Consider the following 25358-nt stretch of genomic DNA (forward strand, 5'->3'; position numbering starts at 1 on the left):
GGTCTCCGAAGAGGACGACGAAGACGACGCCGCGGGCGCCGACGGAGCCGCGGACACCGAGGGGGTCGCGGGCTTGGGGGCCTGGGCACCGGACTGCGGTGCCGGGCCGGGCTTGGGAGCCGGGGGTCCGGGCCTGGGCGCGGACGGACGCTTGTCCGCCTTGCCGCCCGGGTAGGAGTCCCGCAGCTTGCGGGCGACCGGGGCCTCCACGGTGGAGGACGCCGACTTCACGAACTCACCAAGCTCCTTGAGCTTGTTCAGCACGTCCTTGCTGGTGACACCGAGCTCCTTCGCGAGCTCGTGCACACGGGCCTTGCCTGCCACTTGTCTCCTCACTGGGAGGCCGAGCGGCAAGCCCGCACGACCTCGTCCTACCGTCGAAGCGCGTTCATGTCTTCAGCTTCACGGCTGATTCATGATCGGTCGACCTGCTTCCTTCGTATTGCGCGACGGGGAGGTTCCCTCGTCGGTCGAGAGCCGGGCTGCCGTGCCGAGGTGGAAACCGACCGGGGCGGTGTCGAGCGGGCCGGCGAAGCGCAGTGCTCGCGGGAACGCCCTGCGCCGTTCGGCGAGGCGAAGGCACTCGGGATCGGGGTGCAACCAGGCGCCCCGTCCCGGGAGCCGACGCCGGGGATCGGGAACGACGGAGTCGTCCGAGACCACCACGCGCAGAAGCTCAGCGGCGAGCGCCCGGGTGCGGCACCCGACACACGTTCGAACAGCAGACGTGTGCATTGGATTCCGTTCCCCGGCGCCCTGAACCACTCATGAGTCTAACGCCTAGGGCGAACCGGTTGTTCACCGGCGCCCGGAGATCTTGCCGACACCTACTCGGCGGCCCCCGCCGAGGCCGCTCCCGGGGCGCTCGGCGTGTCCGGAGCGGCGTCGCTGCGGATGTCGATCCGCCAGCCGGTGAGCCGCGCGGCGAGGCGGGCGTTCTGGCCCTCCTTGCCGATGGCCAGCGAGAGCTGGAAGTCCGGGACCACCACGCGCGCGGTCTTGGCGCGCTCGTCCACCACGGTCACCGAGATGACCTTGGCGGGCGAGAGCGCGTTGCCGACGAAGCTCGCCGGGTCGTCGGCGTGGTCGACGATGTCGATCTTCTCGCCGGCCAGCTCGCTCATCACGTTGCGCACGCGCGCGCCCATCGGGCCGATGCACGCGCCCTTGGCGTTCACGCCGTGCACGGTGGAGCGGACCGCGATCTTGGTGCGGTGCCCGCCCTCGCGCGCGACGGCCGCGATCTCCACGGTGCCGTCGGCGATCTCCGGGACCTCCAGCGCGAAGAGCTTCTTCACCAGGCCGGGGTGCGTCCTGGACAGGGTCACCTGGGTGCCCCGCGCCGCCCTGGACACGGTGACCACGTAGCACTTGAGGCGCATGCCGTGGGTGTAGGTCTCGCCGGGCACCTGCTCGGCGGGCGGGATCACGCCCTCGATGTCGCCGACCTTGACGACCACCATGCCGCGCGAGTTGGCGCGGGCGTCGCGCTGCACGACGCCGGCGAGGATCTCGCCCTCCTTGGTGGCGAACTCGCCGAAGGTGCGCTCGTGCTCGGCGTCGCGCAGGCGCTGCAGGATGACCTGGCGCGCGGTGGTCGCGGCGATGCGGCCGAAGCCCTCGGGGGTGTCGTCCCACTCGTCGGCGACCACGCCGTCGGGCTGGACGTCCTGGGCGAGCACCCGCACGATGCCGGTCTTGCGGTCGATCTCCACGCGCGCGTGCTGGAAGTGACCGTCGGTGTGCTTGTAAGCGGTCAGCAGCGCGGTCTCGATCGCCCCGAGCACCGTCTCGAAGGGGATCTCCTTTTCGCGCTCGATCGCCCGGAGCGCGGCGATGTCCACGTTCATTTCGACTCCTCCTCCGTTGTGTCGTTCGTGTCTGCGTCTGTGTCTGTGTCGTTCGCGTCTGCGCCCAGCGCCGCCAGTTCCTTGGCGGGGGGCGCGTTGAACTCGATCTCGACCTTGGCGCCGGCGACGTCGGTGTAGACGACGCGCCGCAGCGCCCCGCCGACGAGCAGCTGGACGCCCTCGTCATCGGCGTCGCCGACCCGGCCGACGAACTCGGAGCCGTCGGACAGGCGGACCTTGGCCAGCCGCAGGCGGGTCTGCCGCCAGTGCCGGGCCTTGGTCAGCGGCGCGTCGAGGCCGCGCGAGGAGACCTCCAGGGTGTAGGCGTCCTTGAGCACGTCCTCGCGCGCGTCGAGCGCCTCGGCGACCGAACGGGAGGCCTCGGCCACCTCGTCCAGGTTCACCCCGCGCTCGGAGTCGACGACGACGCGCAGAACCCGTCGGCGGCCCGCCGACCGCACGTCGAGTTGCTCCAACTCGAACCCCGCTGCGCGGACGGCGTCGTCCACGATGGGTTCGAGCTGCGCGGTGAGCTGGTCCCGAGGACCAGGCCCCCCGTGCTGCCTGCTGGACACCTGTCGGGCTCCCTAGCTCTTGAAGTTGAACCACGAAATCGGCCGGTGCGCGAACGCCGCACCGGTCCGGTCGCACAGCGTAGCTCCTCGCCCCGCGCGAGCACGTATCCGTGATCGCCGCCCAATCGAGGGAGCCTGGCAGGATGGGCGCTCGTGGTCTCAGGAAACTCCTCAGGACATTCCCGCCGCGGTTTCCTGCGCGCGGGGCTCGCGGGCGCGGTGGCGCTGCCGCTGAGCGCCTGCACCGGTGAGCCGACGCCGGACAAGCCCGACGCGTTGGAGGAGCTCGCCGCACAAGCGCGCTCGGACGCCGAGCTGGCCAAGGCGGTCGCGACGGCGCACCCCTCGCTCGCGGCGAAGGCCGACGCTGTCGCGGCGGACCGGCGCGCACACCACGGCGCGTTCGAGAAGGAGCTGAACCGGGCCCGTCCCGCGCGCGTGAGCGCGACAGCGACTCCGCCGCCCGCACCGGCTCCCAGCGCGCCGCAGCAGGCTTCGGCCGCGCTGAGCGCCTTGAAGGAGGCGTTGGCGACCGGGGAGAAGCGCGCGGCGGAGCTGGTGCCGTCGCTGCCGAAGCACCGCGCGGGCCTGGTCGGCTCGGTCGCGGCGAGCTGTGCGTGCCTGCGGGAGGTGCTGGCCTGATGTTGTTCCGTGCGCAGAAGAACCCGCCGTCGCAGGAGACGGTGAACGCGGTGCAGCAGGCGCTGGCCGCCGAGCACGCCGCCGAGTGGGCCTACGGCTTGGCGTCGGCGTTCCTGCCCTCGTCCGCGGACGCGTCGATCCGCGAGGGCGAGACGGCGCACCGTGCGCGGCGCGACGCCGTGGAGCGGTTGTTGCGCGACGCGGGGGCGACACCGGTTCCCGCTGAGCCCGCCTACCAACCGCCACAGCCGGTGACGAACCAGGCGAGCGCGGCCGGCCTGCTGGCCGCGGCGGAGACCGACGCGGCGGCTGCGTGGCACGGCGTGCTCGAACGCTCGGAACCGGCAGAGGAGTCGTTGCGGCGCACGGCAATGGAGGGTTTGACGGCCTCGGCCGTGCGCACCGCGCGCTGGCGCAAGATGGCTGGGCAGACCCCGGCGACGACCGCGTTCCCCGGGCGCCAGTAGAGCCCGTCAGGTGTTGATGGCGCGCCCCACGCGGAGCGCGTCCGTGCTGACTTCCTGCAGCAGGTCGACGTCCTTGCGCGTGTGGTTGTAGAAGTCCGACTCCGCGATCAGCACCGTGGTGCCCTCGACGGCCGAGGCGTAGCCCGCGTCCTTGAACTGCGCGGGCCCGCCGGGCACGTTGCGGTTCTCCCGGATGAGGTCGTTGACGTTGCCGGTCTTGTCGGACTTGGTGAGCGTCTCCAGTGCTGTGGCGTCGTTGACGTTGGACATCGTGACCAGCGCGAGGGAGACCACGACCGGAGAGCCGTCCTTGGCCTTGGTGGCGAACAGCAGGCGGAGCATGCGCTCGCACGGCGTCTTGCGGAGGAACTGCTGCGTGTCGTCGTAGGCGTGCGCGGCGCAGTCCTTGTCGGCGACGGTGACGTGCTCCTCGTAGACGAGCTGCGGCGGGTCGGACGGGAGCGCGGCCTCTCCCCTGACCGTGCCGTCGCTGGCGCTCCACAACGTGCCGGAGAGCAGCGCGACCGCCGCGAGCACCCCGCCCTTGATCAGCCAGCCCCTGCGCGAGCGGTCGGCGACGAGCGCGGCGACGCGGTCGGCGGTGCTGGGCGGGGACGGGCGCTGCGCGGGCGGCTCCTCGGCCGGGGACGCGGCCCTCGGCCGGGGAGCTGGGGTGGGCTCGGCCAGGGGCGAGGTGTCCCACTCGGGCTCCACTCGCGTCATCACCTGTCCGTCCGATGAGCGCAGATCCGACACGATGGCTCACGGTAACGGTCTCCCGGAGGAAACGCGACGCGTCCCTACAACCTTGAGAGTGGCCTGCGCCAGCCTTGGCGTTCACCTGTCCGCGTGAACAGCGGTAACGGACAGATGGTCACAGTCACGACAATTCCACCCGTTGGGGATTCACGCAGGATCAAAGCCTGATCGCCCGCAGCACCAGCTCGACGTCCTCCGCCGAGTTGTACAGGTGGAAGCCGAGCCGCGTCCGCCCGGCGCGGGAGGCCGACTTCACCCCTGCCTCGGCGAGCCGCCGGTTCTGCTCCTCGGACAGCTCCAGGGAGACGATCGCCGACCCGGCCGGGGGCAGGTCCAGCTCGGCGAGCAGCCCATCGGCCAGTCCGACGCAGTGCGCGCGCACCTCGGCCAGGTCCAGGCTGGTCAGGAACTCCAGCGACGCCGCGCCGCCGACCTGCGCCAACCACACCGGAGAGAGGTCGAGCCGCCGGGCGGCGCGCGCCAACCGCAACGGCAAGCCGTAGATCGACTGCCACGGGTCCTCGCCCGCGTACCAGTTGGCCGAGTGCACGACGAGCTCCTCCAGCGCGTCGGGCCGCACGGCCAGCCAGGCGGCTCCGCGCGGGCAGAGCAGCCACTTGTAGGCGGCGGCCACCACCCAGTCCGCCCACCCCAGGTCGAGCGGCGTCCAGCCAGCTGCCTGCGTGGCGTCCAGCAGCACGCGGGCGCCGGAGCGGGCGGCGGCCTCGCGCAGCGCTTCCAGATCGACCTGCTCGCCGTTGGCCGACTGCACCACGCTCACCGCGACGACATCGTGACCGTCCACAGAGGACGGAAGCTCGCTGAGGTCGACCTCGGTCACCTTGACCCCGCGATGTGCTTGCGCGGCAAAGGGAAACGTCAGGCTGGTGAACTCACCGGCCGCGGTGAGCACGCGGCTGCCGTCCGGCACGCTCGCGGCGACGATGCCGACGAGCTGGGAGCCGCTCGCCCCGGCCGCGACGTCCTCCGCGTCGAAGCCGACCAGCGAGGCGAAGGCGGTCCGCGCGCGCAGCACGCGCCCGTCGAAGTCGGCGGGGTGGTCGGCACCCGCTCCCCACCGCTGGACCGACTCGCGCACGGCGTCGACGGTCGATTGGGGCGGGACACCGATGCTCGGCGTGTTGAGGTAACCGGCGGGGACGTCGAACTCCGCTCCGAAGGCAAGGCGCATGTGTCTGAGCGTATGCACAGCTCCAGCGGTTTTCGGACTACTTTGAGGGACATGCGTTCCGAGGTGATCGAGATCAGGACCGGCTCCGTCGAGGTCGTCTACGACCTGACGGCGGAGTGCGAGAGGTTCCTGGCCGGGGTGGGCGGCGCGGACGGGCTGCTGCACGTGTGGGTGCCGCACGCGACGGCGGGCCTCGCCGTCCTGGAGACCGGTGCGGGCAGCGACGACGACCTGCTCGCCGCGCTGCGCGACCTGCTGCCCGCTGACGACCGCTGGCGGCACCGCCACGGCTCCAAGGGACACGGCCGCGACCACGTGCTGCCCGCGCTGGTCCCACCGCACGCGACGGTCCCGGTCCTCGGCGGGCGGATGGCGCTGGGCACGTGGCAGTCGGTGTGCCTGGTCGACACCAACCGCGACAACCCCGTCCGCAGCGTCCGGCTCAGCTTCCTCGCGGGCTGAGCCGTGCGGAGGAACGCGGTGATCACCGCGCTGCTGCTCGTGATCGTCGTTGGCGGGGGCGCCGCGGCCGTGCTGCTGCTCTCGCGCGGCGGCGGGCGGAGCACGTCGAGCAGCACCACCAGCGCGCCCGCGCCTCCTCCGGAGAAGACCACCCAGCCCCCGGCGACCACCAAACCGCTGCCGCCCGCGCGCAACACCGGCTGGCAGGTCATCGTCAACGACGATGCCGGACTGGTCTACGAGGTGCCGGGTTCCTGGGCGATCGGCGGCTCCAGGATGGCCAGGCCCGGCGGAGTGGTGTCGCTGAGCGGGCTCGCGGCCGCGCGGCCCTTCCAGTGCGACGGCGCCGAGTTCGTCCGCGGCGAGATCGGTTCCGGGCGCATGACCCGGCGGGACGATCCGGCGATCGTCGCCGGCGCGGTCGCCGAGGGCGCCGCGAGGGCCGGCTACCCCTCCCCCACCGTCGAGCTCGGCGCCCCGACCCCGACCACCATCGACGGCCTGACCGGGGCCACCGTGGTCGCCGAGGTCTCCTCCACCGCGCAGAACCCTTGCCGCGCAAGCAAAGCGCGGATCACGGTGCTCGCGCTCGCGGCGCCCAACGGCACCGTCGCCGTCAAGATCGAGGTGCCCGAGGACGGCAAGGACGCGCAGTTCTCACCGAGCGCGGAGGACGTCCGCAGGATTCTGGAGTCCGTCCGGGTGGCGAGCTGACTTGCCCGCGCCGCGTGCCCTGGGGGTACCGTCGCTGCCGTGACGTGGCCAGGTGGTGGACAGGACCAGCAGGGACAGCAGCCGCAGCAGTGGGGCCAGCCCGCCCCTCAGCAGCAGCAGCAGCAACCGCAGTACGGCGGCTTCGGCCAGGGCGGCTACGGCGGGCTCGGCGCGTTCGACCAGAAGCCGCAGAAGAAGAAGGGCAAGCACACCAAGGCCATCCTCTTCAGCGGTCTGGGCGTCGTGCTGGTCGCCGCGGTCGTGGTCACCGTCGTGCTGCTGACCAACGGCAAGAGTCCGCAAGCCGCGCCCACACCGCCTCCCGGCCCGACAACCTCCTCGAAGGAGATCGCGAAGCCGCCGGAGCCGGTGCGCGAGGCCGCGAAGAACCCTGGCTGGCAGGTCGTGGCCAACTCGATCACCAAGCTGATGTACGAGGTGCCCCCGGCGTGGAAGCCGAGCGCTCCAGCCGACAAGCGCGAGATGCTCGGGAACCCGGGCATCAGCAACCTCTCGAAGCTGGGCTCCTACCAGTGCGGTGGCGGGACCTACTCGCGCGGGGTGACCGGCATGGTGGCGCTCAAGCCGAAGGAGGGCGGCCCCGCGCTGGAGACGGGCACGATCGCCGCCGACTACGCCAAGGGGTTCGCGAACTCCTTCTACCGGTTCACCAAGGACGGCAAGACGCAGACTCCGCAGGTGGCGCTCGGCCAGCCGAAACCGGTGCAGCGCCAAGGCGTCAACGGCGTCGTGGTGGAGGCGACGGCGACCACCGCGCCCGGTGAGCCGTGCATGGCCGCCTCCGGCAAGGTGATCGCGATCGTGCACCTGCTGAAGGAGGACAGCGCGATCGTCATGGTGGCCAACGCCGACACCGCGGCGGTCGCCGGGCAGGAGTCGGCGCCGACCGCGACCGACGACGAGCTGAACAAGATCGTCGACAGCTTCCGCGTCGCGACGCAGTGAGCCCGACGCGCTTGGTGCTGTGGGACATCGACCTCACGCTGGTCGAGCTGCGCGGCCTCGGGATGCACTGGTACCGCCGCGCGCTGGCCACCGCGACCGGGACCGAGCTGGTGCACGAACCGCCGACCGCGGGCCGCACGGAGCGCTGGATCAGCACGGAGATCCTTGCGGCACACGGGTTGCCGACCGACGACGCCTCGGTGCGCGGACTGTTCGCCGCGCTCACCGAAGCGGTGGAGGCCGATCTGGACGTGCTGCCCGTGCGCGGGCGCGCGCTGCCGGGGGCCGTCGAGGCGCTGGAGGCGCTGGCGCTGCGCGCGGACGTGGTGCAGGGCCTGGTCACGGGGAACCTGGTGGAGATCGCCAAGCACAAGCTCGGCGCCTTCGGGCTCGACCGGCGGTTGGACCTGGCGATCGGCGGCTACGGCGACGCGTCACTGGTGCGAGCCGATCTGGTGGCCGCGGCCGTCGAAGCCGCGACCACCAGGCACACCAACGGTTTCGCGGCCGACGCCGTGATCGTCTTCGGTGACAGCCCGCACGACATCACCGCCGCGCGCCAGCACGGCGCGGTCGCGGTCGGCGTGGCGACGGGCCACAGCAGTGCTTCGGAGCTGAGCGCGGCCGGGGCCGACGTGGTCCTCACGGACCTCGCCGACACCGCGGCCGTGCTCGAACTCCTCGGCTAGCTCCTAGAACTTGATCGAGCGAACGCCCCCGACGATCGGGAGCTCCAGGCTGCTCGGCGCGAGCGTGATCTCCACCTTGTTCGCCTTGGCGTCAGGCGTGATGTAGCTCGGCAGGTTCTGCACCAGGACGAGGCCGATGCGGTGCCCGGCCGGGAACACGTAGTCCTTCGGGTGCAGCTCCCACGTGACGTTGTAGGTCCGGCCCGGCACGAGGTCCTGGCCCTGGCTGAGCGACTGGTGGTTCTTCATGTCGATCGAGCCCCGGGTGATCACCTTGTACGGCGTCGCCGCGGTGACCTCGACGGGCGGGGCCGCGCAGCCGGTGCGCCGGCGGAGGTCCGCCTGCTCGCACGAGTCGGTCATCAGCTCGATCGGCGACTTGCCCAGCGCCTCGGTGCGCGTGGCCTGACCGTAGTCGACCAGCAGCGCGGTCAGCGGGGCGCTCGTGGTGTCCGCGCTGGCGTTGACGCTCACCGACGCCGTCCCGGAGAGCCGGACGGCCTCCAGCAACGGCGCGGTCAGGTAGGCGAGGCGGTTGGCCTTGGCCAGCTCCGGGTCACCGGCCGCCGCGGACTCCGACTGCGTCTTCAGGTCGGTGATCACCTGCTTGGCCGGGTCCGCGACGGGCTGCGGCTTGAGCGCGCCCGGCTCGCCCTGGCCACCGGCGCCGAGGAACAGCTTCGCCTTCTTCGCCGCCGCGTCCGGCCAGCTCGCGTGGGTCTCCCAGGCGCCGTCCGGCCGCTGGATGTCGGCCATCGGCTCGGCCATCACGCCGTTCTGCAGGCCCAGCAGCCAGTGGTCCATCCACCGGTGCATGACGCCCTCCCACTCGGCCTTGCGGATGCCGATCGGGTCGCTGTGCGCGCCTCGGTGCAGCCAGATCTTGCGCGGCACGTCGAGCTTCTGCAGCTCGTACCACCACTTGGAGAAGTGACCCGGCTTGACGTTCCAGTCCTCCTGGCCGTGCACCACGAACACCGACGCCTTCACCTTCGCCGCGTCCGGGCGGTAGTCCCGCTCGGCCCAGAACTTGGTGTAGTCGTAGGTGTCGTCGTTAGCTCGATCGCCGAGCGATTTCACGAAGGCGGCGCACTTCGCCTTGGCCGCCGGGCTGATCACGTAGTTCGCCAGCCACTCCGGGTAGCGGTTGCCCCACGCGCCCTGGTAGCCGATGCCCTGGTCACGGGTGTAGTCGTACCAGCTGGAGATCGCCGCGATCGGCACGATCGTCTTGAGGCCGTCCACACCGCGCGCCGCCAGGGCGTTGGGCAGCGTGCCGTTGTAGGAGACGCCGAGCATGCCGACCGCGCCCGTGCTCCACGAGGCCACAGCGGGCTTGCCGTCGGCGTAGAAGGCCTTCGCGCGGCCGTTGAGCCAGTCCACCGAGGCTTCGATGGAGGAGGTGTCCTCGGAGTCACCCGTGGTCGGGCAGCCCTGCGAGCGGGCCGTGCCCTGCATCTCGACCTCGACCACCGCGTAGCCGCGCGGCACGAAGAACTCGTCGTACCACCGGCCGAAACCGCGCGGGGCGGCTCCCGGCAGGAAGTTCTCGTCGCCGCCACGGGCTCGCGCCGCTGCCGCCGCCGAGTAGTAGGGGCTGGCCTCCATGACCGTGGCCGACTTCAGCCCGGAGTTCGTCTCCTTGGGCCGCATCACGTCGGCGGTGATGCGGTCGGGCTTGCCGTCGGAGTCACTGTCGATCTTGGACTCGATGTGGACGGTCTCCCGGATCGCCTCCGCGTAGGAGTAGATCGGCTTGGTCTCGTTGTCGACCACGTTGCTGGCGGGCTGGGCGAGGGCGGGAACCCCCGCCAGGGTCGCCGCCGCCGCGGCCGCCAACCCGGTCAAGAGCGCGATCGATCTGCGCAGGTGTCGCATGCTGTCCTCCTGGGCGCCCACCCAGCAGGGTTCGGGTGGGCCACGAGAACCAGGCAACCGGGTCCCCGCGCCCGCGCGAAAGCGACCAACGGCGGGAGATATTCACACCCGCTCCGCCATCCGGCCGCCAACCTGGAGTTCACTGCTTGTCACGCCGCGCCCGGCCTCGCGATCGACCGCGTCCGGCAGGCATGCCCCCTCGCAATCCCAGCGCCCGGTGGCGCATCACGCCCAGCCCCACCTGGTCAGCCACCCACCACGCCAGGTTCCACAGTCTTCAAGACCCGCACCCCGGCACCGCCAACAGCCGCAGACCCCGAGGGGTTCGCGGCTGTCGAAGACGTCCGGAACGGGCGTTCGCCGGTCGTGAAGACTGGTGAACCCCGCTCCGGCAAAGATCAGTTCCGGCAGAGGTCAACGAGATGGGCGACGACCTGGTCCACGCCGACCTCGACGCGCTCACCGGTTGCGCGGTCCTTGACCTCGACCACGCCGGCGGCCAGGCCGCGACCGACCACGAGGATCGTCGGCACACCAACGAGTTCGGCGTCGGCGAACTTCACGCCGGGCGAAGCCTTGCGGTCGTCGAGCAGCACCCGGACACCCGCCGCGTCCAGCTCGGCGGCGATCCGCTCCCCGCCCTCGCGCACGGCGTCGTCCTTGCCCGCGACGACCACATGCACGTCGGCGGGAGCGATCTCGCGCGGCCACACCAGGCCCTTGTCGTCGGCGCGCTGCTCAGCGATGACGGCGAGCGCCCGCGAGACACCGATGCCGTAGGAGCCCATGGTGATGCGCACGGGCTTGCTGTCCGGGCCGAGCGCGTCGAGGCCGAAGGCGTCGGCGTACTTGCGGCCGAGCTGGAAGATGTGGCCGATCTCGATGCCGCGCGCCATGACGAGCGTGCCGCCGCCGTCGGGGGACTCGTCGCCCTCGCGCACCTCGGCGGCCTCGATCGTGCCGTCCGGGGTGAAGTCGCGGCCCGCGACCAGGTCCACGACGTGGTGGTGGGCCTTGTCGGCACCGGTCACCCACGCGGTCCCGGTGACAACGCGCGGGTCGACGAGGTAACGAACCCCGTTGTCCTGCAGCGCCTTCGGGCCGATGTAGCCCTTGACCAGCCACGGGTTGGCCTTGAAGTCGGCCTCCTCGACCAGCGCGACCTCGGCGGGCGCGAGCCCGGCCTCCACGCGCTTGAGGTCCACCTCGCGGTCGCCCGGCAGGCCGATCGCCAGCAGCGTCCACTCCTTCTCGCCGGGCACGCGGGTCTTGACGAGCACGTTCTTCAGCGTGTCCGCGCCGGTGAACTCCCGGCCGAGCCCGGCGCCGTTGAGGAAGGCGACCAGCGTCTCGATCGTCGGGGTGCCCGGCGTGTGGTGCACCTGCGCGGCGGGCAGGCCCTCCAGCGGGCGCGCGGGCGGGACCGGCGTGGTCACGGCCTCGACGTTGGCCGCGTAGCCGCTCTCCAGGCAGCGCACGTAGGTGTCCTCGCCGACCTCGGCGGGGGCCAGGAACTCCTCGCTCGCGGAGCCGCCCATCGCGCCCGAGACGGCGGAAACGATGTGGTACTCGACGCCCAGCCGCTGGAAGATCCGGATGTAGGCGTCGCGGTGCGCCTGGTAGGAGCTGGCCAGGCCCTCGTCGGTGAGGTCGAAGGAGTAGGAGTCCTTCATGACGAACTCGCGGCCGCGCAGGATGCCCGCGCGGGGGCGCTCCTCGTCCCGGTACTTGTTCTGGATCTGGTAGAGCACGACCGGGTAGTCCTTGTAGGAGCTGAACTCACCCTTGACCATCAGGGTGAACAGCTCCTCGTGCGTCGGCCCGAGCAGGTAGTCGGCTCCTCTGCGGTCCTTGAGCCGGAACAGCGTGTCGCCGTACTCGGTCCAGCGGCCGGTGCTCTCGTAGGCCTCGCGCGGCAGCAGCGCGGGGAAGTGGACCTCCTGCGCGCCGATCGCGTCCATCTCCTCGCGCACGACCCGCTCGACGTTGCGCAGCACGCGCCAGCCCAGTGGCAGCCAGGAGTACACGCCCGGGGCGACGCGGCGGACGTACCCGGCGCGCACGAGCAGCTTGTGGCTGGGCACCTCCGCGTCGGCCGGGTCCTCACGCAGGGTCCGCAGGAACAGCGACGACATCCTGGTGAGCACTGGCTGAACTCCTTCTTCTGTGGATCGAGCAGCCTAACGACGGGCTCCCGGATGTCGGTCGGCGCGTCTACCGTGCGGTCGCATGGGACTCAACATCGCCTGCATCACCATCGACTGCGCCGACCCGGCGAAGCTCACCGCGTTCTGGACCGAGGCGCTCGACTTCACCGTCGTCGCCGACCTCGGCGAGTTCGTCTTCCTCGCGCCGAAGGACGCCAGGGGCGCCGCGATCGGCCTCCAGCGCGTCGACGAGCCGAAGCGCGACAAGAACCGGGTGCACATGGACCTCAGCGCGGACGACCGCCCCGCCGAGGTCGAGCGCCTCGTCGGGCTCGGCGCCTCGGTCAGCGGCGAGTTCACCGTCCCCGGGCTGACCTGGACGGTGCTCACCGACCCCGAGGGCAACGAGTTCTGCGTCTCCGAGCGCTCCGAGATGCCCACCTGACCCCGCCCTCAACCTCCTCAGCGCGGACTGAACGACCCAGTGTGGCATGGGGTACGTCTCGCGAAACAAATGCCACATTGGGTACGTGCCAACGAGGGGTTCTAGGCTCTGCGAGTGCTCGTGCTGCTGCCGCCGTCGGAGACGAAGGCCCTCGGTGGGTTCGGACCACCGCTCGACCTGGACGCGCTGTCCTTCCCCGCCCTGACCCCCGTGCGCCGCAAGCTCGTCGACGCGCTCGTCGACCTCGCCGCGGACCCCGCGGCCGGCATGGCCGCGCTCGGGATCTCCGAGCGCCAGCTCGAGGAGGTCGGGCGCAACGCGGAGCTGCACACCGCGCCGACGATGCTCGCGCTCACCCGCTACACCGGTGTGCTCTACGACGCGCTCGCCATCGGCACGCTCACCAAGGCCGAGCGCGCCCGCGCGGACTCCCGGCTGGCCATCGCCTCCGCGTTGTTCGGACTCGCGCGCGGGACCGACCAGATCCCGTACTACCGGCTCTCGGCGGGAAGCACGCTCGCCGCAGTGGGTCCGTTGCGCGCCGTGTGGAAACCCGTTCTCGAACCCGCACTGTCCGAAGTGGACGGTCTGGTCGTCGATCTCCGCTCCGGCTCCTACGCGGGGCTGGCCAAGGTCCCGGGCGCGGTGACCGTGCGCGTGGTCACCGACGACGGCACCGGGCGCCGCAAGACGGTCAGCCACTTCAACAAGGCGCACAAGGGCCGCCTCGCGCGCGTGCTCGGCTCCGCGCGCAAGGAAGCGGCCTCGCTCAAGGACGTCGTCAAGATCGCCGGGGCGGCCGGGCTCAGCCTGGAGGTCACCGGCGAGACCGAGCTGGAGCTGCTGACCGACTAACTCGATTGCGCGCGCGGGCGCGGTCGGCGATCCTGGCGCTCCCTACGAAGCAAGGAGGTGCGACATGAACTTCTCAGCCATGTCCGTCCTTTCCCGTAGGAGCGCACACCGTGCCATCGCACGCCCTCCCCGCCTGGCTGATCACTGACGACTCGGCAGTCGATCACGAGCTCGGGGTTCTCAAGACCGGCAAGGAAGCCGACGTCCACCTCATCGAGCGCACGCTCCCCGGTTCCGGGGCGAGCTGCCTGTTGGCGGCCAAGCGCTACCGCAGCTCAGAGCACCGGATGTTCCACCGCGACGCCGGGTACCTCGAAGGCCGCAAGACCAACAAGTCCCGGGACACCCGCGCCATCTCCACCCGCACCCGCTACGGCCGCGACGTCATCTCGCAGCAGTGGGCGAAAGCGGAGTTCACCGCGCTGACCCGGCTGTGGTCGGCGGGCGTCCCCGTTCCCTACCCCGTGGAGTACCGGGGCACGGAGCTGCTGCTGGAGTTCGTCGGCGAGCCCGACGGCTCGGCGGCACCGAGGCTCGCGCAGCTGCGGCCGGAGCCCGACGCGCTGCGCGCGCTGTGGTTCCAGCTCGTCGAGGCGATGCTGCTGATGGCCGCCGAGGGCCTCACCCACGGCGACCTCTCCCCGTTCAACCTGCTCGTGCACGGGGACCAGCTCGTGCTGATCGACCTGCCCCAGGTCGTCGACCTCGTCGCCAACCCGCAGAGCGCGCACTTCCTCCAGCGCGACGTGCGCACCACCTGCGCGTGGTTCGTCGCGCGCGGGCTGCCGGAGGACGTGGCCGACGCGGACTGGCTGGAGGAGCTGCTGCGCCGCGAGGCCCGGCTGTGCTGAACCCGGGTGCTCCAGCTCACCCGTTCTTGTCGCAGGTCGCGAGACACGTCGCTGACCTGCACGAATAATTGATCATGGTCCCCGCCACGGGAAACGGTTTCCCGTGGCGGGGCGCGCGGGCGCCGAGCCGATCCGCGGACCAGCTACACTGGGCAGCGCACCACGTCAGTCGCGCGAAGATCGCGCCTGCCGGCCCGGCCGGCCAGGTGGTGCTCCTGACCACTCAACGGCGCACAAGCGCCGGGCCCGTCCTTGTGACCGTCTCGCGATCCTCATCGATCGGCGGGAGTCCCCGAGACGTGCCACGTCTCGGAGGATCTGTGTCCATCGTTTCACCTGCCCGGACCGAGCACGCCCAGCGCAAGCCTCGCCACCGGGTGACCAGCCCTGCCGCCGTCGAGGCGCAGGTCGCCCCGGAGGCCACCGACGTCGCCGACGTCGAGACCCCGGAAACCAAGACCTTCGCCGAGCTGGGCCTGCCGCAGGTGCTCGTCGAGCGCCTCGCCAAGCGCGGCATCGTCGACGCCTTCCCGATCCAGGCCGCCACGCTGCCGGACTCCCTCGCCGGGCGCGACCTGCTCGGCCGCGGCCAGACCGGCTCCGGCAAGACCCTGGCCTTCGGCCTGCCGATGCTCGTCGCCCTCTCCCAGGGCCGCACCAAGCCGCTGCAGCCGCGCGGCCTGGTCTTGGTGCCCACCCGCGAGCTTGCGATGCAGGTCCGCGACTCCCTCGGTGAGCTGGCGGAGGGCCTCGGCCTGCGCTGCAACATCGTCGTCGGCGGCACCTCGTTCCCGAAGCAGGTCGCCGCGCTGCGGCGCGGGGTCGACCTGCTGATCGCCACCCCCGGCCGCCTCAGCGACCACATCCGGCAGGGCACCTGCTCGCTGGCCGAGGTCCAGGTCACCGCGCTGGACGAGGCCGACCAGATGGCCGACATGGGCTTCCTGCCCCAGGTCCGCGAGCTGCTCGACCAGGTCGCGCCCAACGGCCAGACGCTGCTGTTCTCCGCCACCCTGGACGGCGACGTCGACCAGCTGGTGCGGCGCTACCTGACCGACCCGGTGACCCACTCGACCGCTCCGTCCTCGGCGAGCGTGTCCACGATGGACCACCACGTGCTGCTGATGAGCAACGACGACAAGCTCGACGTCGTCGCCGAGGTGGGTGCCCGCGAGGGCAGGACCATCATGTTCGTCCGCACCAAGCACGGAGTGGACCGGCTGACCAAGAAGCTGCGCTCCGTCGGCGTGAAGGCCGGCGGCCTGCACGGCGGCAAGACCCAGGGCGCGCGCACCCGCACCCTCGGCGACTTCCGCGACGGCGTCACCACCTGCCTGGTGGCCACCAACGTCGCCGCCCGTGGCATCCACGTCGACGACGTGAGCCTGGTCGTGCACGTGGACCCGCCGCTGGACCCGAAGGACTACCTGCACCGCGCGGGCCGCACCGCTCGCGCCGGCCAGGCCGGTGTCGTCGTCACGCTGGCGCTGCAGGCGCAGCGCCGCTCCGTGCAGGCGATGACCTCCAAGGCGGGCGTGCAGCCGACCATCACCCGGGTCCGCCCGGGCTGGACCGAGCTGAACGAGATCACCGGCGCGCAGAAGCCCAGCGGCATCGAGCTGCCGGACGAGGCCGTGCGCCCCGAGCGGCGTCCCGCCCGTGCCGGTGGTGGCGAGCGCGGTGGCCGCTTCGGCCGTCGCCCCGCCCGTGACGGCGACCGCCCGCGTGGTTTCCGCCGCGACGACCGCGGTGGGGAAGGCGGCTTCCGTCGCGACGACAACCGTGGCGAGGGCGTCCGCCGGGACGACCGCGGCGGCGACCGCGGCTTCCGCTCCGACGACCGCGGTGGCGAGCGCGGCGGCTTCCGCCGGGACGACAACCGTGGCGAGGGCGACCGTGGCGGCTTCCGCCGGGACGAGCGCGGTTTCCGTGCCAACGACGACCGCCCGGCCCGCAGCGGCTTCCGCACCGACGACCGCCCGAGCGGCCGTGCTCCTCGTGACGAGTGGCGCCGCCCCGAGCGCGCCGCCGGTCCGCGTGAGGACCGCGGTGGTGACCGCGCCGCCCGCCAGAACCGTGGCACCGGGGGCCGCAAGCGCTTCAACTCCCCCACCCACTAACCCCTAGCTCCACCCACGCAGAACCCCCGCCCCCACGCACTCAACGTGGGCGGCGGGGGTTCTCGCGTTTTGGCAACGCGTTGCGAAAGAGAGCGCTCCCCAATCACAACAAGTAGCCAAAACGCGAAAAGGGGGCTGAGCGGACTACGGCCTGGCCGAGGGGTGAGCGAGCACAACGTCGCAGCTCAGCACACCCACCACCACGCCGCACACCGCGTGGAGCACCCACCACGAAGAGCGTCGCTCGCCACGTGGAGCGCCACCCACCACGTAGAATGACCCCATGCACTCCGTCCGCGCGCACCCCCGATCGGTCCGCGTGGTGGGCGAGAGATTCCCGTTTCGTACTCCTAGCGGGAAAGAGAGCGCTTCCAATTACTGCTAGGAGTACGAAACGGGTTCTGGGGCTCAGGGGGCTACGGCGGTCACTTCGCCGATCACGATGATGGCGGGTGGGCGAATCGCCTCGGTGGTGATGGTGGTGCCTAGCTTGTCGAGGGTTGTGCGCACCACTCGCTGAGCGCGCGTGGTGCCCTCCTGGATCACCGCGACGGGCGTGGAGGCGGGTCGGCCGTGCTCGATCAGGGTGTTCGCGAAGACGTCGGCGCGCTCGACGGCCATCATCAGCACGAGGGTTCCGCGCAGCTTCGCCAGTGCGGGCCAGTCCACAAGGGACCGTTCGTCGGTGGGGCTCACATGTCCTGACACCACAACGACTTCGTGCGCGACACCGCGATGGGTCACCGGCACGCCGCCGACCGCTGGCACGCCGAAAGCGCTTGTGACGCCTGGGACAACGGTCACCGGGACGTCGGCCTCGGCGCAGGCGAGCAGTTCTTCGAAGCCCCTGCCGAAGACGTAGGGGTCGCCGCCTTTGAGGCGCACCACGAACTTCCCGGCCTTCGCGTGCTCGATCAGCGTCGAGTTGATCACGTCCTGGCTGGCCGCGCGGCCGTAGGGGATCTTCGACGCGTCGACGACGAGCACGTGCGGCGCCAGCTCCTCCAGCAGCTCGCGCGGGGCGAGGCGGTCGGCGACGACGACGTCGGCGCGAGCCAGCAAACGCCTGCCGCGCACGGTGATCAGCTCCGGATCGCCCGGCCCGCCGCCGACGAGCGCCACGCCGGGCAGCGGCGGTGAGGCGGCGTCGCTGACCACGCCCGAGCGCAGCGAGTCCAGCACGGCGTTGCGCACCGCCGCCGAGCGCCGGTGCTCTCCGCCCGCCAGGACGCCCAGCAGGAGCCCGTCGTGCGAGCCCACCGCAGGGGTCACGGCGGTGCCGAGGCGAGCGATGTCGGCGCGCACGCAGAACACGCGCTTCTGTTCAGCCTCAACGGTGATCGCCGCGTTCACGTCCGTGTCGTCGGTGCACGCGACGGCGTACCAGGCGCCGTCGAGGTCTCCGTCGGCGTAGGCGCGACGGGTCCAGGTGAACTCCCCCGCCGTCGCCATCGCCTCCACGGCCGGGGTCGCCTCCGGCGAGATGACCTCGATGACCGCTCCCGAAGCGACCAGCCGCGGCAGTCGGCGCTGGGCGACCGTGCCCGCACCGACCACCACGACGCGCCGCCCGGCGAGGTCCAACCCGGCGAGGTAGTGCTGCTCAGCCCGCATGAGGGCTAAGCATGCCGATCCGCACCGCCGAGCACACCTGGAGCGCGCTGTGACATCACTCGCCCACCGGGATCGCCGGGTGCCGGTCCTCGTAGCCGCGCGCCTTCCACCACAGCACCGCGCCGCCCCACGCCAGCAGGAAGGTCGCGGCGATGCCGTAGCCCATGACCTCGAACTGCTCGGAGATCTCGCCGATCCCGGCCAGCCACGCCATCCCGGCCTTCTCGGCGAGCAGCTGCGACACGTAGACGACCACCACGAAGCCCGCGATCGCCACGGTGATCGCGGTGGTGACGGTGTTGTAGAACAGCGTCCGCACCGGGTTGCGGTAGGACCACGAGTAGGCCCGCGTCATCAGCAGCGAGTCCAGCGTGTCGAACGTGCTCATCCCCGCCGCGAAGATCAACGGCAGGCTCAGCACGGCGACCAGCGGGAGCTGACCGCCGGCCGCGTGGGTCGCGGTGAGGCCGAGCAGGGTGATCTCCGAAGCGGTGTCCAGGCCGAGCCCCATCAGGAAACCGACCGGGTACATGTGCCAGGAGGAGCGGATCAGCACGCGCAGCCGCCCGCCGAAGATCCGGTTGAACACGCCGCGGTTCACCAGCACGCGCTCGACCTCGGCCTCGGCCATCTGACCGCGCTTCAGCTTCCGCCAGAGCCCGGTGAGCGAGCGCAGCACGCCCGCGTTGAGCACGGCGACCAGCAGCAGGAAGGAGATCGCCACGATCGTCGCGATGGTGCCGGTGACCTCCTGCACGCCCTCCACCTCGGACTCCGCGACGGTGCCCGCGGCGAGGGAGACGATCAGCGCGAGCACCAGCACCACCGAGGAGTGGCCCATCGCGAAGAAGAAGCCGACGCCGATGGGTCGCTTGCCGCGCAACAACATCAGCCGCGTGGTGTCGTCGATGGCGGCGATGTGGTCGGCGTCGAAGGCGTGCCGGACGCCGAGCACGTAGGCGATCGCGCCCGCTGAGGCGAGGATGCCGGAGCCCGGGAAGCGGTCGGCGTGGGCCAGGTACAGCCCGATGCCCAGGACGTGCAGCAGCACGATCGCGCCGATGATGCCGAAGAGCCTGCGCCGCTCCTGCGCGGTCCACGCGCCGCTGGGGGCATGGGCGTCAAGGGACGTCATGAAAGGAACCTCCTGGGTGCCTCGCCCGAGGGGAGTTCGCGCGGGCCACGGCGTGGCCCGCGACCACCAGGGAGTTCCTGACTCTCGGATCACCTCGACCCGATCACAGTGGCGGGACCGTCCCGGACTCGCACCGGGTTCCTCGCACTGGGTGGCGTCCCGCATCGTGGGGGCGGCGGCGAGGCCGCGTCAATCCGGCCGGCGGGGGTTGAGCCCGGGCCGTGTCGGCCACGTGATCTTCGACGGACGCCGGGAAGGCGGTCCGGAGAGGCCGGGAGAAAAGAAACGGAATAGGAGCGAAATGAGCTTTGCCTGCCCCGGGCGGCGGGAGGGGCAGGCAAAGCGGGTCGGCGAACGTGAAACTCTTCCAGAAATCGACGAGGCCACGATCCCCGCCTCGACCGTACACTTCGTCGTCTCTTTCGCGGTCGCGATCACAAGTTTCCGCAACCGCTCACACACGTTCAGCGGTGGTGCTCAGTTCTGGTCGGCTCAGCCGGAAGACCGGGGCCGGGTGGTGCCGTTGACCGGGCCGTCACGCTCAACCCAGCGGTGACGGAGGATCTCCCGTGGTCAACATTGCCGCGGCCGCGGATCTCGTCCTGGCCAGTGCTCGCAATTTCCACCTCCCACCTGGGACGTGTTACCTCGTCACGACGGGCATATCCATGGCACACCCGAATGCCCTTGCGCGGCAAGGGCTTGCGCCACCTTTTCATCACAACGTGCTACCGGTTGCGCATCAATGCGCGGACGCGGGCAGAGTGACCATCCGGCCGCCGACCGCGCGGGTCCGCGAACTGCCGACGACGACCGTCGCGGAGGCGGGAACGGCGGCCGGGTCGAAGCCGGTGATCATCGCCACGTCGACGCCGGTACCAGTGCCGGTCCCGGGCCCGACGACGCCGACCGGGGTCCTCGGCGGCCGGTGCAGGCGGAGCAGGTCCAGCGCGGCGCCGAGCCGCCAGTCCGCGTTGTCCCGCAGGCAGACCACGACGTCGGCCTCGGCGACGGCGCGCACCCGCTGCTCGATCACCGGCCACGGCGTCGCGGAGTCGGCGAGGCTGATCACCGCGTGGTCGGCGCCGAGCGGGGCACCCAGGGCCGCCGCTGCCGCCGACTCCGCGCTCACCCCGGGCACTCCGGCGATCTCGATCCGCGCGTCCGCCTGCTCCAGTGCCGGGCCGATGAGCGCGCCGGAGCCGACCAGGGCCACGGAGAGCCCCGCGACGGCCAGGCGCACCGCCTCGGCCGCGCGCTGGCGCTCGTCGCCCGGGGCGCTCACCCGGACCTCGGTGCCCAGGCGCAGCAGGTGCCGGACGCGCTCCAGGTCGGCTTCGAGCCCGACGACGACGGCCGCGCGGCGCAGCTCGGCCTCGGCGCGGGGCACGCGAAGGTCGTCGGCGTCGGGACCGGCGTCCACGATCACCAGCCGACCGCGCGGGCGCACCCTGGCCGCGGCGACGGTCGCCTTGTCCCCCTTGAGCTTCGCCGCGACCAGCTCGACCGGCGACCCGCACGCCAGCTCCCCGGCGGCGTGCAGCGCGGCGGCTTCGGCGACGCTGGGGGTGCCCAGCTCGGCGAGCACGTCCTCGCTCGGCGTGGGCACGTCGACCCCGGCAAGGGTCTCCGCCGGGTAGTGCAGCAGGTCTGGCGCGCTGTCCTGCCAGAAGCCGTGGTCGTCGACGGCGTCCACGATGCCCGGCTCATCCGATTTGGCGTCAACGGTGGCGAAGGCCCGCACCGCGCGCAGGTCCAGCTCGGCGCGCTCCGCCAGTTCCGCGAGCAGGCCGGTCACCGCGCCCGCCGACACCCCGATGGACGAGCCGATCCCGATCACCAGGGTCCTGGGCACCAGACGGAGGACCTTGCCTTCGACGGCGAGCAGCCGGTCGTCCACCACAACTGTCCACTGTGGACCGCTCGGTGGCGACTCCTCGTGCACCGTGACGTTGGAAGGCATGGCGGGCAAGGGAAAGCGCAGTGGGTTGAGCACGCGGACCGGCTCCCCCGCGAGCAGTGCAGCCGCGCAGTCGGCGAGTTCACCGTCCACGGTGGCCTCAAGCAGCTCGACCAGCTCGTCGAGGACCGTGGCGCCGACCGACTCGGCCGCCGTGGTGACGACCGGGCGGCAGCCCAGGAACTCGGCGACGCGCTCCGCCAGCGCGTTCGCCGCCGGGCCCCCGGTCAACGCGACCGCGAAGCCGCTCTCCTCGTCGACGCAGACCACGGCCGGGTCGCCGTGCCGGTCGGTGAGCAGCGGCGCGACCAAGCGGACCGTCGCCCCGGTGGACAGGAAGAACACGGCGGCGCCGAGTCGCGGCCACATCCGCCGCAACGCGGGCTTCACCGCCCCTTCGACCACCGCGGCGTCCGCGCCGAGGTGTGCCGCCAACTCCCCCGCGGAGCGACGCCCCTGCGCCGTCACCGCAAACAACCCGATCACTCCGGAACCCTATCCCCGCCGCGCACTCCCCACGCCCTGCGGGGAGTGCGGGACACGGGTCAGGAGGTGCTGCGACGGCCCCAGAGGAGGAGGGTGGGGGTGGTGCCGACGAAACGGCTGGCGCCGTCGGACATGGTGGCGAGGCGGTTGGCGGAGAGCTGGCAGCCGTCGACCACGTAGCCGGAGTGCCGCAGCGCGTCCCGGCACGCGCCCAGGCGGTCCAGGGCGGTGAGGGCGACGACGACGCGCTCGGCTCCGACGGCCGCGCACGCCGCGACGACCTCGGGGCCTCCGCCACCGATGAAGATCGCGTCGGGGCGGGGCAGGCCGACCAGGGCCGCGGGTGCCTCGTTCTCGATGATGCGCATGTCGACGCCGTGGGTCGCGGCGTTGGCGATGATGCGCATGCACTGCACGGGATTCGGCTCGACGGCGACGACAGCGGCACCCAGGCGGGCGCACTCGATCGCCAGCGCGCCGGCGCCGGAGCCGACGTCCCAGACGAGGGTGCCGGGGCGCGGGCCGAGCTTGGCGAGGGCGAGCGCGCGGACCTCGGCCTTGCTCACGGTGCCGTCGCGGTGGGCGAAGGCCTCCTCGGGCAGCGCCCAGCCGGAGGCGGGCGGGATCGGCTCGCCACCGGCGCACCAGCCGCGCGGCGGAACGGCCTCGGGGTCGGCGAGGCAGAGCACCACGTTCGCCTCGCGCCAGCGGCGCTTGGCGGCCTTGGGCGGGTCCACCACGGAGATCCGCTCGTCCGGGGTGTCCATGTCCTCGGCGACGATCAGCGTGCGGCGCCAGCCGGTGAGGCCCGCGCCGATCTCCGCCGGACCGGCGACGGCGTCGGTCAGCACGGCGACGGCGGGGCGCGCGCGGCAGACGTTGAGCGCGCGCCGGAGGTCGCGGCCGCGAGCGCTGACGACGAGCACGTCGTCCCACGAACGGCCGAGCTTGGCCATCAGGCGCTGCACGCCGGTGAGGCCGGGCAGGACCTTCGCGGTGCGCACGCCGCGCTCGCGCAGCCCCTGCATCACGCCGAAGAAACCGGGGTCGCCCGCGGTGATGACGACGGCCGGGCCGTCGTCGGCGGACAGCTCCTCCAGGTCGGTGAGCGCCTGGTCGAACTGGGCGGTTCCCGGTTCACCGAGCGGAATCCGCCGGATGCCGTGCGGGGCGTGCGCGTCGAGGTGCACGCGTCCGCCGAGCACGACCTTGGCCTCGGCGAGCACGTCGGCGGCGCCTCTCGGCAGGCCGTCACCGTCGAGGCCGATCACGTGCACCGCGATCGCGGCGGGGGGACCTGAGCGCGGGCGCTCGGGATTCGGCGACCGCTGCTGGAGCAGCTCGTGGCCGACCGGTCCGGCCTCCGTTGTCTGGCGGCCCCGGCGGAACATCCCACCGGAGCGGCCAACGCCCGTACGCACAGCTCGTCTCCACATCCCCGGGGCACGACCGGTGCGCTGGAACCAGGTGGGCGGGGCGCCCATGCCCACGGACACCCATCAGTTAGCCCATGAGCGGGCCCGCCTGCGCGCGCCGCGCCGGAGATTCACCCGTTCGACGGCAATGCAAACGTTCTGGGATGTCCTTTGTGGACGGTGGGGCTCAGCCGGTCTTGGACGAGCGCTTCGGCTTGCGCGCGGTGGTGCTCTTGCCCTTGGCGACCTTGGTGGGGGCCTTGGCCTTCTCGGTCTTCTCGGGCTTGTCGGCCTTGTCCGCGACGGGCTTCTCCGCGGCGGGCTTGCGCTTGGGCTCGGCCTGCTCGACCGCGGCCGGGACCCCGGGGAGGTCGACGGGCAGCGTCACCTGGTCGGGGTGCTTGGTGGTCTTGCTGGCCGCGGCCACCCTGGTGGAGGTGCCGGTGAGCCGCGCGGTGCGGTAGCGGCGGGCGGTGCGGCTGGTCGTCGCGCGGGTGGTCTCCTGCAGGTCGCGGACGGCCCACCAGGCCACGTCGGAGCCGGGCTGCGCGGACTTGGCGGTCGACTCCGCCTCGCCCTGGATCTCCTGCGGCTCCACGGGCTTCACCGCGCGCAGCGGGCGGCTGGTGCGACGGTAGCCCGCGGCGGCGGAGGCCGGGGCGTAGGAGCGGGCACCGCCGTTGCGCAGCGCCTTGCCGACCAGGAAGAGCGTGTGCCGCCAGACCTTGTGCTGCTTGACCACGCGCTCCAGCTCGCCGACGGTCGTCTGCACGGTCAGCTCGTCCGGCCAGGTGGTCTTGTAGGCGATGACGACCGGGGTGTCCTCGGGGTAGCCGCCCTCGATCAGCTCCTCGGCCAGCTGGCCCGCGCGGGCTCCCGGCAGCGAGATGGCCATCGTGGTGCCGTGCCGGGCGAACGCGCGGATGCGCTCGGCGTCCGGCAGGTCGGAGTTGCTGCCCTCGACCCTCGTCATGATCATCGACTGGGCGTTCTCGGTGGAGGTCAGCTCCTTGCCCACGGTCGCGGCGGCGGCGGAGTAGGTGGAGACGCCGGGGACGATCTCCACGTCCAGGCCGATCTTGCGGCAGATGTCGTGCTGCTCCTGCACGGAGCCCCACAGCGCGGTGTCCCCGGGGTGCAGGCGGACGACCTTGAGCCGCTTGACGCTCGCGCGCCGGTAGATCTCCAGGACCTCCTCCTGGCCGACCAGGGTGAAGTCGACCAGCTCGGCGGCCTCGGAGGCGTGCTCGCGGACGCAGTCGGCGTCCAGCACGCTCGGCGCCCACAGCACGACGTCGGCCTCGGCGATCCGTCGTGCCGCGCGCAGCGTCAACAGGTCTGCTGCGCCAGGCCCGGCGCCGATGAACGAAACGCGCCCGTTCACGGTTGCTCCCCTCGGCCGCTCCTGCGACACGGCAATCACGACACGACAAACAGTGGTCGCGAAGACGGTACCGCCACCGGTGATCGGCTCACGATCCCGGTCACGTTGGGCGCCGGAGCGGGCACAATCAGTCAAGATCAGCCGGAACGAGCGACCATGAAACAAGGTCGTGTTGGCGGCCCCGGTGCCGGTCAGCGTTGCGCAGCACGCCCTCGCGGGTGAACCCGGCCTTCTCCGCGACCCGCTGCGACGCCGTGTTCCCCACCGCCGCGCGCAGTTCCACCCTGGCGAAGTCGAGTTCGCGCAGCGCCCACTCCGCGACCATCCTCGTGGCCTCCGTCATGAAGCCGCGGCCTCGCGCGTGCGGCGCGGCCCAGTAGCCGACCTCGGTCACCCGGTGCTCCCACCGCGTCCTGGTCAGGCCGATGGTGGCGAGGAAGCGGTCGGTCTCGGGGTCGCAGACCGCCCAGCTCTGCCCCTCGCCGGAGAGGCGCACGTGGTGGGACTGCTCGGCGCACCAGGTCAGCGCGGCGGATTCGTCGTAGGGCTCGGGCAGCGGAATCCAGCGCAGGACCTCGTCGTCGGCACCTTCGGCCACGTCGGCGGCGTCGGTGACCCGGAACGGCCGGAGCACCGTGCGCCGGGTGCGCAGGACGACCAGTGGCAGCACGCAGACGACGTGCGCCAGCGCGAAGGGGTCATCGGCGTCGATGCGCATCTGGGACGACGGGTCAACGTGCTCCACGCCAGAC

General features: G+C 71.9%; 25 protein-coding genes and 1 riboswitch. Of the genes, 11 read left to right on the forward strand and 14 right to left on the reverse strand.

Annotated features, from left to right (window positions below):
- The 4 genes from CCN37_RS19630 to rimP form a co-directional block, all read right to left on the reverse strand.
- Nucleotides 1-324, reverse strand: a 324-nt coding sequence (locus CCN37_RS19630) for a translation initiation factor IF-2 N-terminal domain-containing protein (RefSeq protein WP_210408118.1), incomplete at its 3' end; no start/stop codon positions are given.
- Between the two features lie 78 nt (nucleotides 325-402).
- Entirely contained in the window at nucleotides 403-735 is a 333-nt protein-coding gene (locus tag CCN37_RS19635; protein ID WP_086823033.1) for a YlxR family protein, read from the reverse strand.
- A gap of 92 nt (nucleotides 736-827) precedes the next feature.
- A complete protein-coding gene (gene nusA, locus CCN37_RS19640; RefSeq protein WP_086823036.1) occupies nucleotides 828-1850 on the reverse strand; it encodes a transcription termination factor NusA in 1023 nt (340 codons plus the stop codon).
- Nucleotides 1847-2425 (reverse strand): ribosome maturation factor RimP, encoded by a 579-nt coding sequence (gene rimP, locus CCN37_RS19645; RefSeq protein ID WP_086823039.1) that lies wholly within the window; start codon nucleotides 2423-2425, stop codon nucleotides 1847-1849. The genes nusA and rimP overlap by 4 nt, the downstream gene beginning before the upstream one ends.
- 153 nt (nucleotides 2426-2578) lie before the next feature.
- On the opposite strand from rimP, the gene CCN37_RS19650 reads away from it, so the two are divergent.
- A complete protein-coding gene (locus CCN37_RS19650) occupies nucleotides 2579-3067 on the forward strand; it encodes a hypothetical protein (protein WP_143261691.1) in 489 nt (162 codons plus the stop codon).
- The gene (locus tag CCN37_RS19655; RefSeq protein WP_086823044.1) at nucleotides 3067-3534 is read left to right on the forward strand and encodes a ferritin-like domain-containing protein; all 468 of its coding nucleotides are present in this window, start codon (nucleotides 3067-3069) and stop codon (nucleotides 3532-3534) included. Before CCN37_RS19650 ends, CCN37_RS19655 begins: the two co-directional genes overlap by 1 nt.
- A 6-nt stretch (nucleotides 3535-3540) precedes the next feature.
- Here the strand turns inward: CCN37_RS19655 and CCN37_RS19660 are convergent, their stop codons facing one another.
- Together CCN37_RS19660 and CCN37_RS19665 are read right to left on the reverse strand one after the other, a co-directional pair.
- The gene (locus tag CCN37_RS19660; protein ID WP_168200747.1) at nucleotides 3541-4257 is read right to left on the reverse strand and encodes a hypothetical protein; all 717 of its coding nucleotides are present in this window, start codon (nucleotides 4255-4257) and stop codon (nucleotides 3541-3543) included.
- Between the two features lie 193 nt (nucleotides 4258-4450).
- A complete protein-coding gene (locus tag CCN37_RS19665; protein WP_086823050.1) occupies nucleotides 4451-5485 on the reverse strand; it encodes an aminotransferase class V-fold PLP-dependent enzyme in 1035 nt (344 codons plus the stop codon).
- Between the two features lie 51 nt (nucleotides 5486-5536).
- On the opposite strand from CCN37_RS19665, the gene CCN37_RS19670 reads away from it, so the two are divergent.
- From CCN37_RS19670 to CCN37_RS19685, 4 genes are read left to right on the forward strand one after another with little or no spacing between them, the layout of a single operon-like run.
- Nucleotides 5537-5947 carry a YjbQ family protein gene (locus tag CCN37_RS19670; RefSeq protein ID WP_086823054.1) on the forward strand — a complete coding sequence of 137 codons (411 nt, stop codon included), beginning with the start codon at nucleotides 5537-5539 and terminating at the stop codon, nucleotides 5945-5947.
- An 18-nt stretch (nucleotides 5948-5965) separates the two neighbouring features.
- On the forward strand, nucleotides 5966-6661 hold the full coding sequence (locus CCN37_RS19675) for a hypothetical protein (RefSeq protein ID WP_086823057.1): 696 nt from the start codon (nucleotides 5966-5968) through the stop codon (nucleotides 6659-6661).
- Nucleotides 6662-6700: 39 nt separating this feature from the next.
- Complete coding sequence (locus CCN37_RS19680; protein WP_086823059.1) at nucleotides 6701-7627, forward strand: hypothetical protein; 927 nt, start codon at nucleotides 6701-6703, stop codon at nucleotides 7625-7627.
- Nucleotides 7624-8316, forward strand: a complete 693-nt coding sequence (locus CCN37_RS19685; RefSeq protein WP_086823062.1) for an HAD family hydrolase — start codon at nucleotides 7624-7626, stop codon at nucleotides 8314-8316. The genes CCN37_RS19680 and CCN37_RS19685 overlap by 4 nt, the downstream gene beginning before the upstream one ends.
- Nucleotides 8317-8319: 3 nt before the next feature.
- Here CCN37_RS19685 and CCN37_RS19690 read toward each other — a convergent pair whose 3' ends face one another.
- Complete coding sequence (locus CCN37_RS19690) at nucleotides 8320-10194, reverse strand: Xaa-Pro dipeptidyl-peptidase (RefSeq protein ID WP_086823065.1); 1875 nt, start codon at nucleotides 10192-10194, stop codon at nucleotides 8320-8322.
- Between the two features lie 398 nt (nucleotides 10195-10592).
- Nucleotides 10593-12341: a proline--tRNA ligase gene (locus CCN37_RS19695; RefSeq protein ID WP_086823068.1), complete on the reverse strand. Its 1749-nt coding sequence runs from the start codon at nucleotides 12339-12341 to the stop codon at nucleotides 10593-10595.
- Between the two features lie 82 nt (nucleotides 12342-12423).
- Between CCN37_RS19695 and CCN37_RS19700 the strand changes: the two genes are divergently transcribed.
- From CCN37_RS19700 to CCN37_RS19715, 4 genes are all read left to right on the forward strand, one after another.
- Nucleotides 12424-12786 (forward strand): VOC family protein, encoded by a 363-nt coding sequence (locus tag CCN37_RS19700; protein ID WP_086823070.1) that lies wholly within the window; start codon nucleotides 12424-12426, stop codon nucleotides 12784-12786.
- A gap of 114 nt (nucleotides 12787-12900) precedes the next feature.
- Nucleotides 12901-13641, forward strand: a complete 741-nt coding sequence (gene yaaA / locus CCN37_RS19705) for a peroxide stress protein YaaA (protein WP_086823073.1) — start codon at nucleotides 12901-12903, stop codon at nucleotides 13639-13641.
- Between the two features lie 110 nt (nucleotides 13642-13751).
- Nucleotides 13752-14492, forward strand: a complete 741-nt coding sequence (locus tag CCN37_RS19710; RefSeq protein WP_086823076.1) for an RIO1 family regulatory kinase/ATPase — start codon at nucleotides 13752-13754, stop codon at nucleotides 14490-14492.
- A gap of 320 nt (nucleotides 14493-14812) precedes the next feature.
- The gene (locus tag CCN37_RS19715; RefSeq protein WP_246843157.1) at nucleotides 14813-16612 is read left to right on the forward strand and encodes a DEAD/DEAH box helicase; all 1800 of its coding nucleotides are present in this window, start codon (nucleotides 14813-14815) and stop codon (nucleotides 16610-16612) included.
- A gap of 408 nt (nucleotides 16613-17020) precedes the next feature.
- On the opposite strand, the gene cobA is transcribed toward CCN37_RS19715, so the two are convergent.
- Both cobA and CCN37_RS19725 read right to left on the reverse strand, forming a co-directional pair.
- Nucleotides 17021-18226: a uroporphyrinogen-III C-methyltransferase gene (gene cobA, locus CCN37_RS19720; protein WP_086823081.1), complete on the reverse strand. Its 1206-nt coding sequence runs from the start codon at nucleotides 18224-18226 to the stop codon at nucleotides 17021-17023.
- 55 nt (nucleotides 18227-18281) lie between these two features.
- The gene (locus tag CCN37_RS19725; RefSeq protein WP_086823084.1) at nucleotides 18282-19361 is read right to left on the reverse strand and encodes a HoxN/HupN/NixA family nickel/cobalt transporter; all 1080 of its coding nucleotides are present in this window, start codon (nucleotides 19359-19361) and stop codon (nucleotides 18282-18284) included.
- Nucleotides 19362-19432: 71 nt separating this feature from the next.
- Nucleotides 19433-19505: riboswitch (cobalamin riboswitch) on the reverse strand.
- Nucleotides 19506-19593: 88 nt separating this feature from the next.
- On the opposite strand from CCN37_RS19725, the gene CCN37_RS39085 reads away from it, so the two are divergent.
- Entirely contained in the window at nucleotides 19594-19917 is a 324-nt protein-coding gene (locus CCN37_RS39085; protein WP_143261695.1) for a hypothetical protein, read from the forward strand.
- A gap of 186 nt (nucleotides 19918-20103) precedes the next feature.
- Here the strand turns inward: CCN37_RS39085 and CCN37_RS19730 are convergent, their stop codons facing one another.
- From CCN37_RS19730 to CCN37_RS19745, 4 genes are all read right to left on the reverse strand, one after another.
- Nucleotides 20104-21807 carry a cobalamin biosynthesis protein gene (locus tag CCN37_RS19730; protein WP_086823087.1) on the reverse strand — a complete coding sequence of 568 codons (1704 nt, stop codon included), beginning with the start codon at nucleotides 21805-21807 and terminating at the stop codon, nucleotides 20104-20106.
- A gap of 59 nt (nucleotides 21808-21866) precedes the next feature.
- Nucleotides 21867-23228: a precorrin-6y C5,15-methyltransferase (decarboxylating) subunit CbiE gene (gene cbiE, locus CCN37_RS19735; protein ID WP_246843158.1), complete on the reverse strand. Its 1362-nt coding sequence runs from the start codon at nucleotides 23226-23228 to the stop codon at nucleotides 21867-21869.
- A 181-nt stretch (nucleotides 23229-23409) separates the two neighbouring features.
- The gene (locus CCN37_RS42180; protein WP_210408119.1) at nucleotides 23410-24606 is read right to left on the reverse strand and encodes a cobalt-precorrin-4/precorrin-4 C(11)-methyltransferase; all 1197 of its coding nucleotides are present in this window, start codon (nucleotides 24604-24606) and stop codon (nucleotides 23410-23412) included.
- 127 nt (nucleotides 24607-24733) lie between these two features.
- Entirely contained in the window at nucleotides 24734-25351 is a 618-nt protein-coding gene (locus tag CCN37_RS19745) for a GNAT family N-acetyltransferase (RefSeq protein WP_210408120.1), read from the reverse strand.
- Nucleotides 25352-25358 lie beyond the last annotated feature (7 nt).

The sequence above is a fragment of the Allokutzneria sp. NRRL B-24872 genome, from assembly GCF_002155965.1.
Classification (GTDB): Bacteria; Actinomycetota; Actinomycetes; order Mycobacteriales; family Pseudonocardiaceae; genus Allokutzneria.

Bases quoted from the DNA above. Each gene is read 5' to 3' on its own strand.
- CCN37_RS19635 (WP_086823033.1), bottom strand. From the start codon at position 735: ATGCACACGTCTGCTGTTCGAACGTGTGTCGGGTGCCGCACCCGGGCG.
- nusA (WP_086823036.1), bottom strand. From the start codon at position 1,850: ATGAACGTGGACATCGCCGCGCTCCGGGCGATCGAGCGCGAAAAGGAG.
- CCN37_RS19655 (WP_086823044.1), top strand. From the start codon at position 3,067: ATGTTGTTCCGTGCGCAGAAGAACCCGCCGTCGCAGGAGACGGTGAAC.
- CCN37_RS19660 (WP_168200747.1), bottom strand. From the start codon at position 4,257: ATGACGCGAGTGGAGCCCGAGTGGGACACCTCGCCCCTGGCCGAGCCC.
- CCN37_RS19665 (WP_086823050.1), bottom strand. From the start codon at position 5,485: ATGCGCCTTGCCTTCGGAGCGGAGTTCGACGTCCCCGCCGGTTACCTC.
- CCN37_RS19670 (WP_086823054.1), top strand. From the start codon at position 5,537: ATGCGTTCCGAGGTGATCGAGATCAGGACCGGCTCCGTCGAGGTCGTC.
- CCN37_RS19690 (WP_086823065.1), bottom strand. From the start codon at position 10,194: ATGCGACACCTGCGCAGATCGATCGCGCTCTTGACCGGGTTGGCGGCC.
- CCN37_RS19700 (WP_086823070.1), top strand. From the start codon at position 12,424: ATGGGACTCAACATCGCCTGCATCACCATCGACTGCGCCGACCCGGCG.
- cobA (WP_086823081.1), bottom strand. From the start codon at position 18,226: ATGCGGGCTGAGCAGCACTACCTCGCCGGGTTGGACCTCGCCGGGCGG.
- CCN37_RS19725 (WP_086823084.1), bottom strand. From the start codon at position 19,361: ATGACGTCCCTTGACGCCCATGCCCCCAGCGGCGCGTGGACCGCGCAG.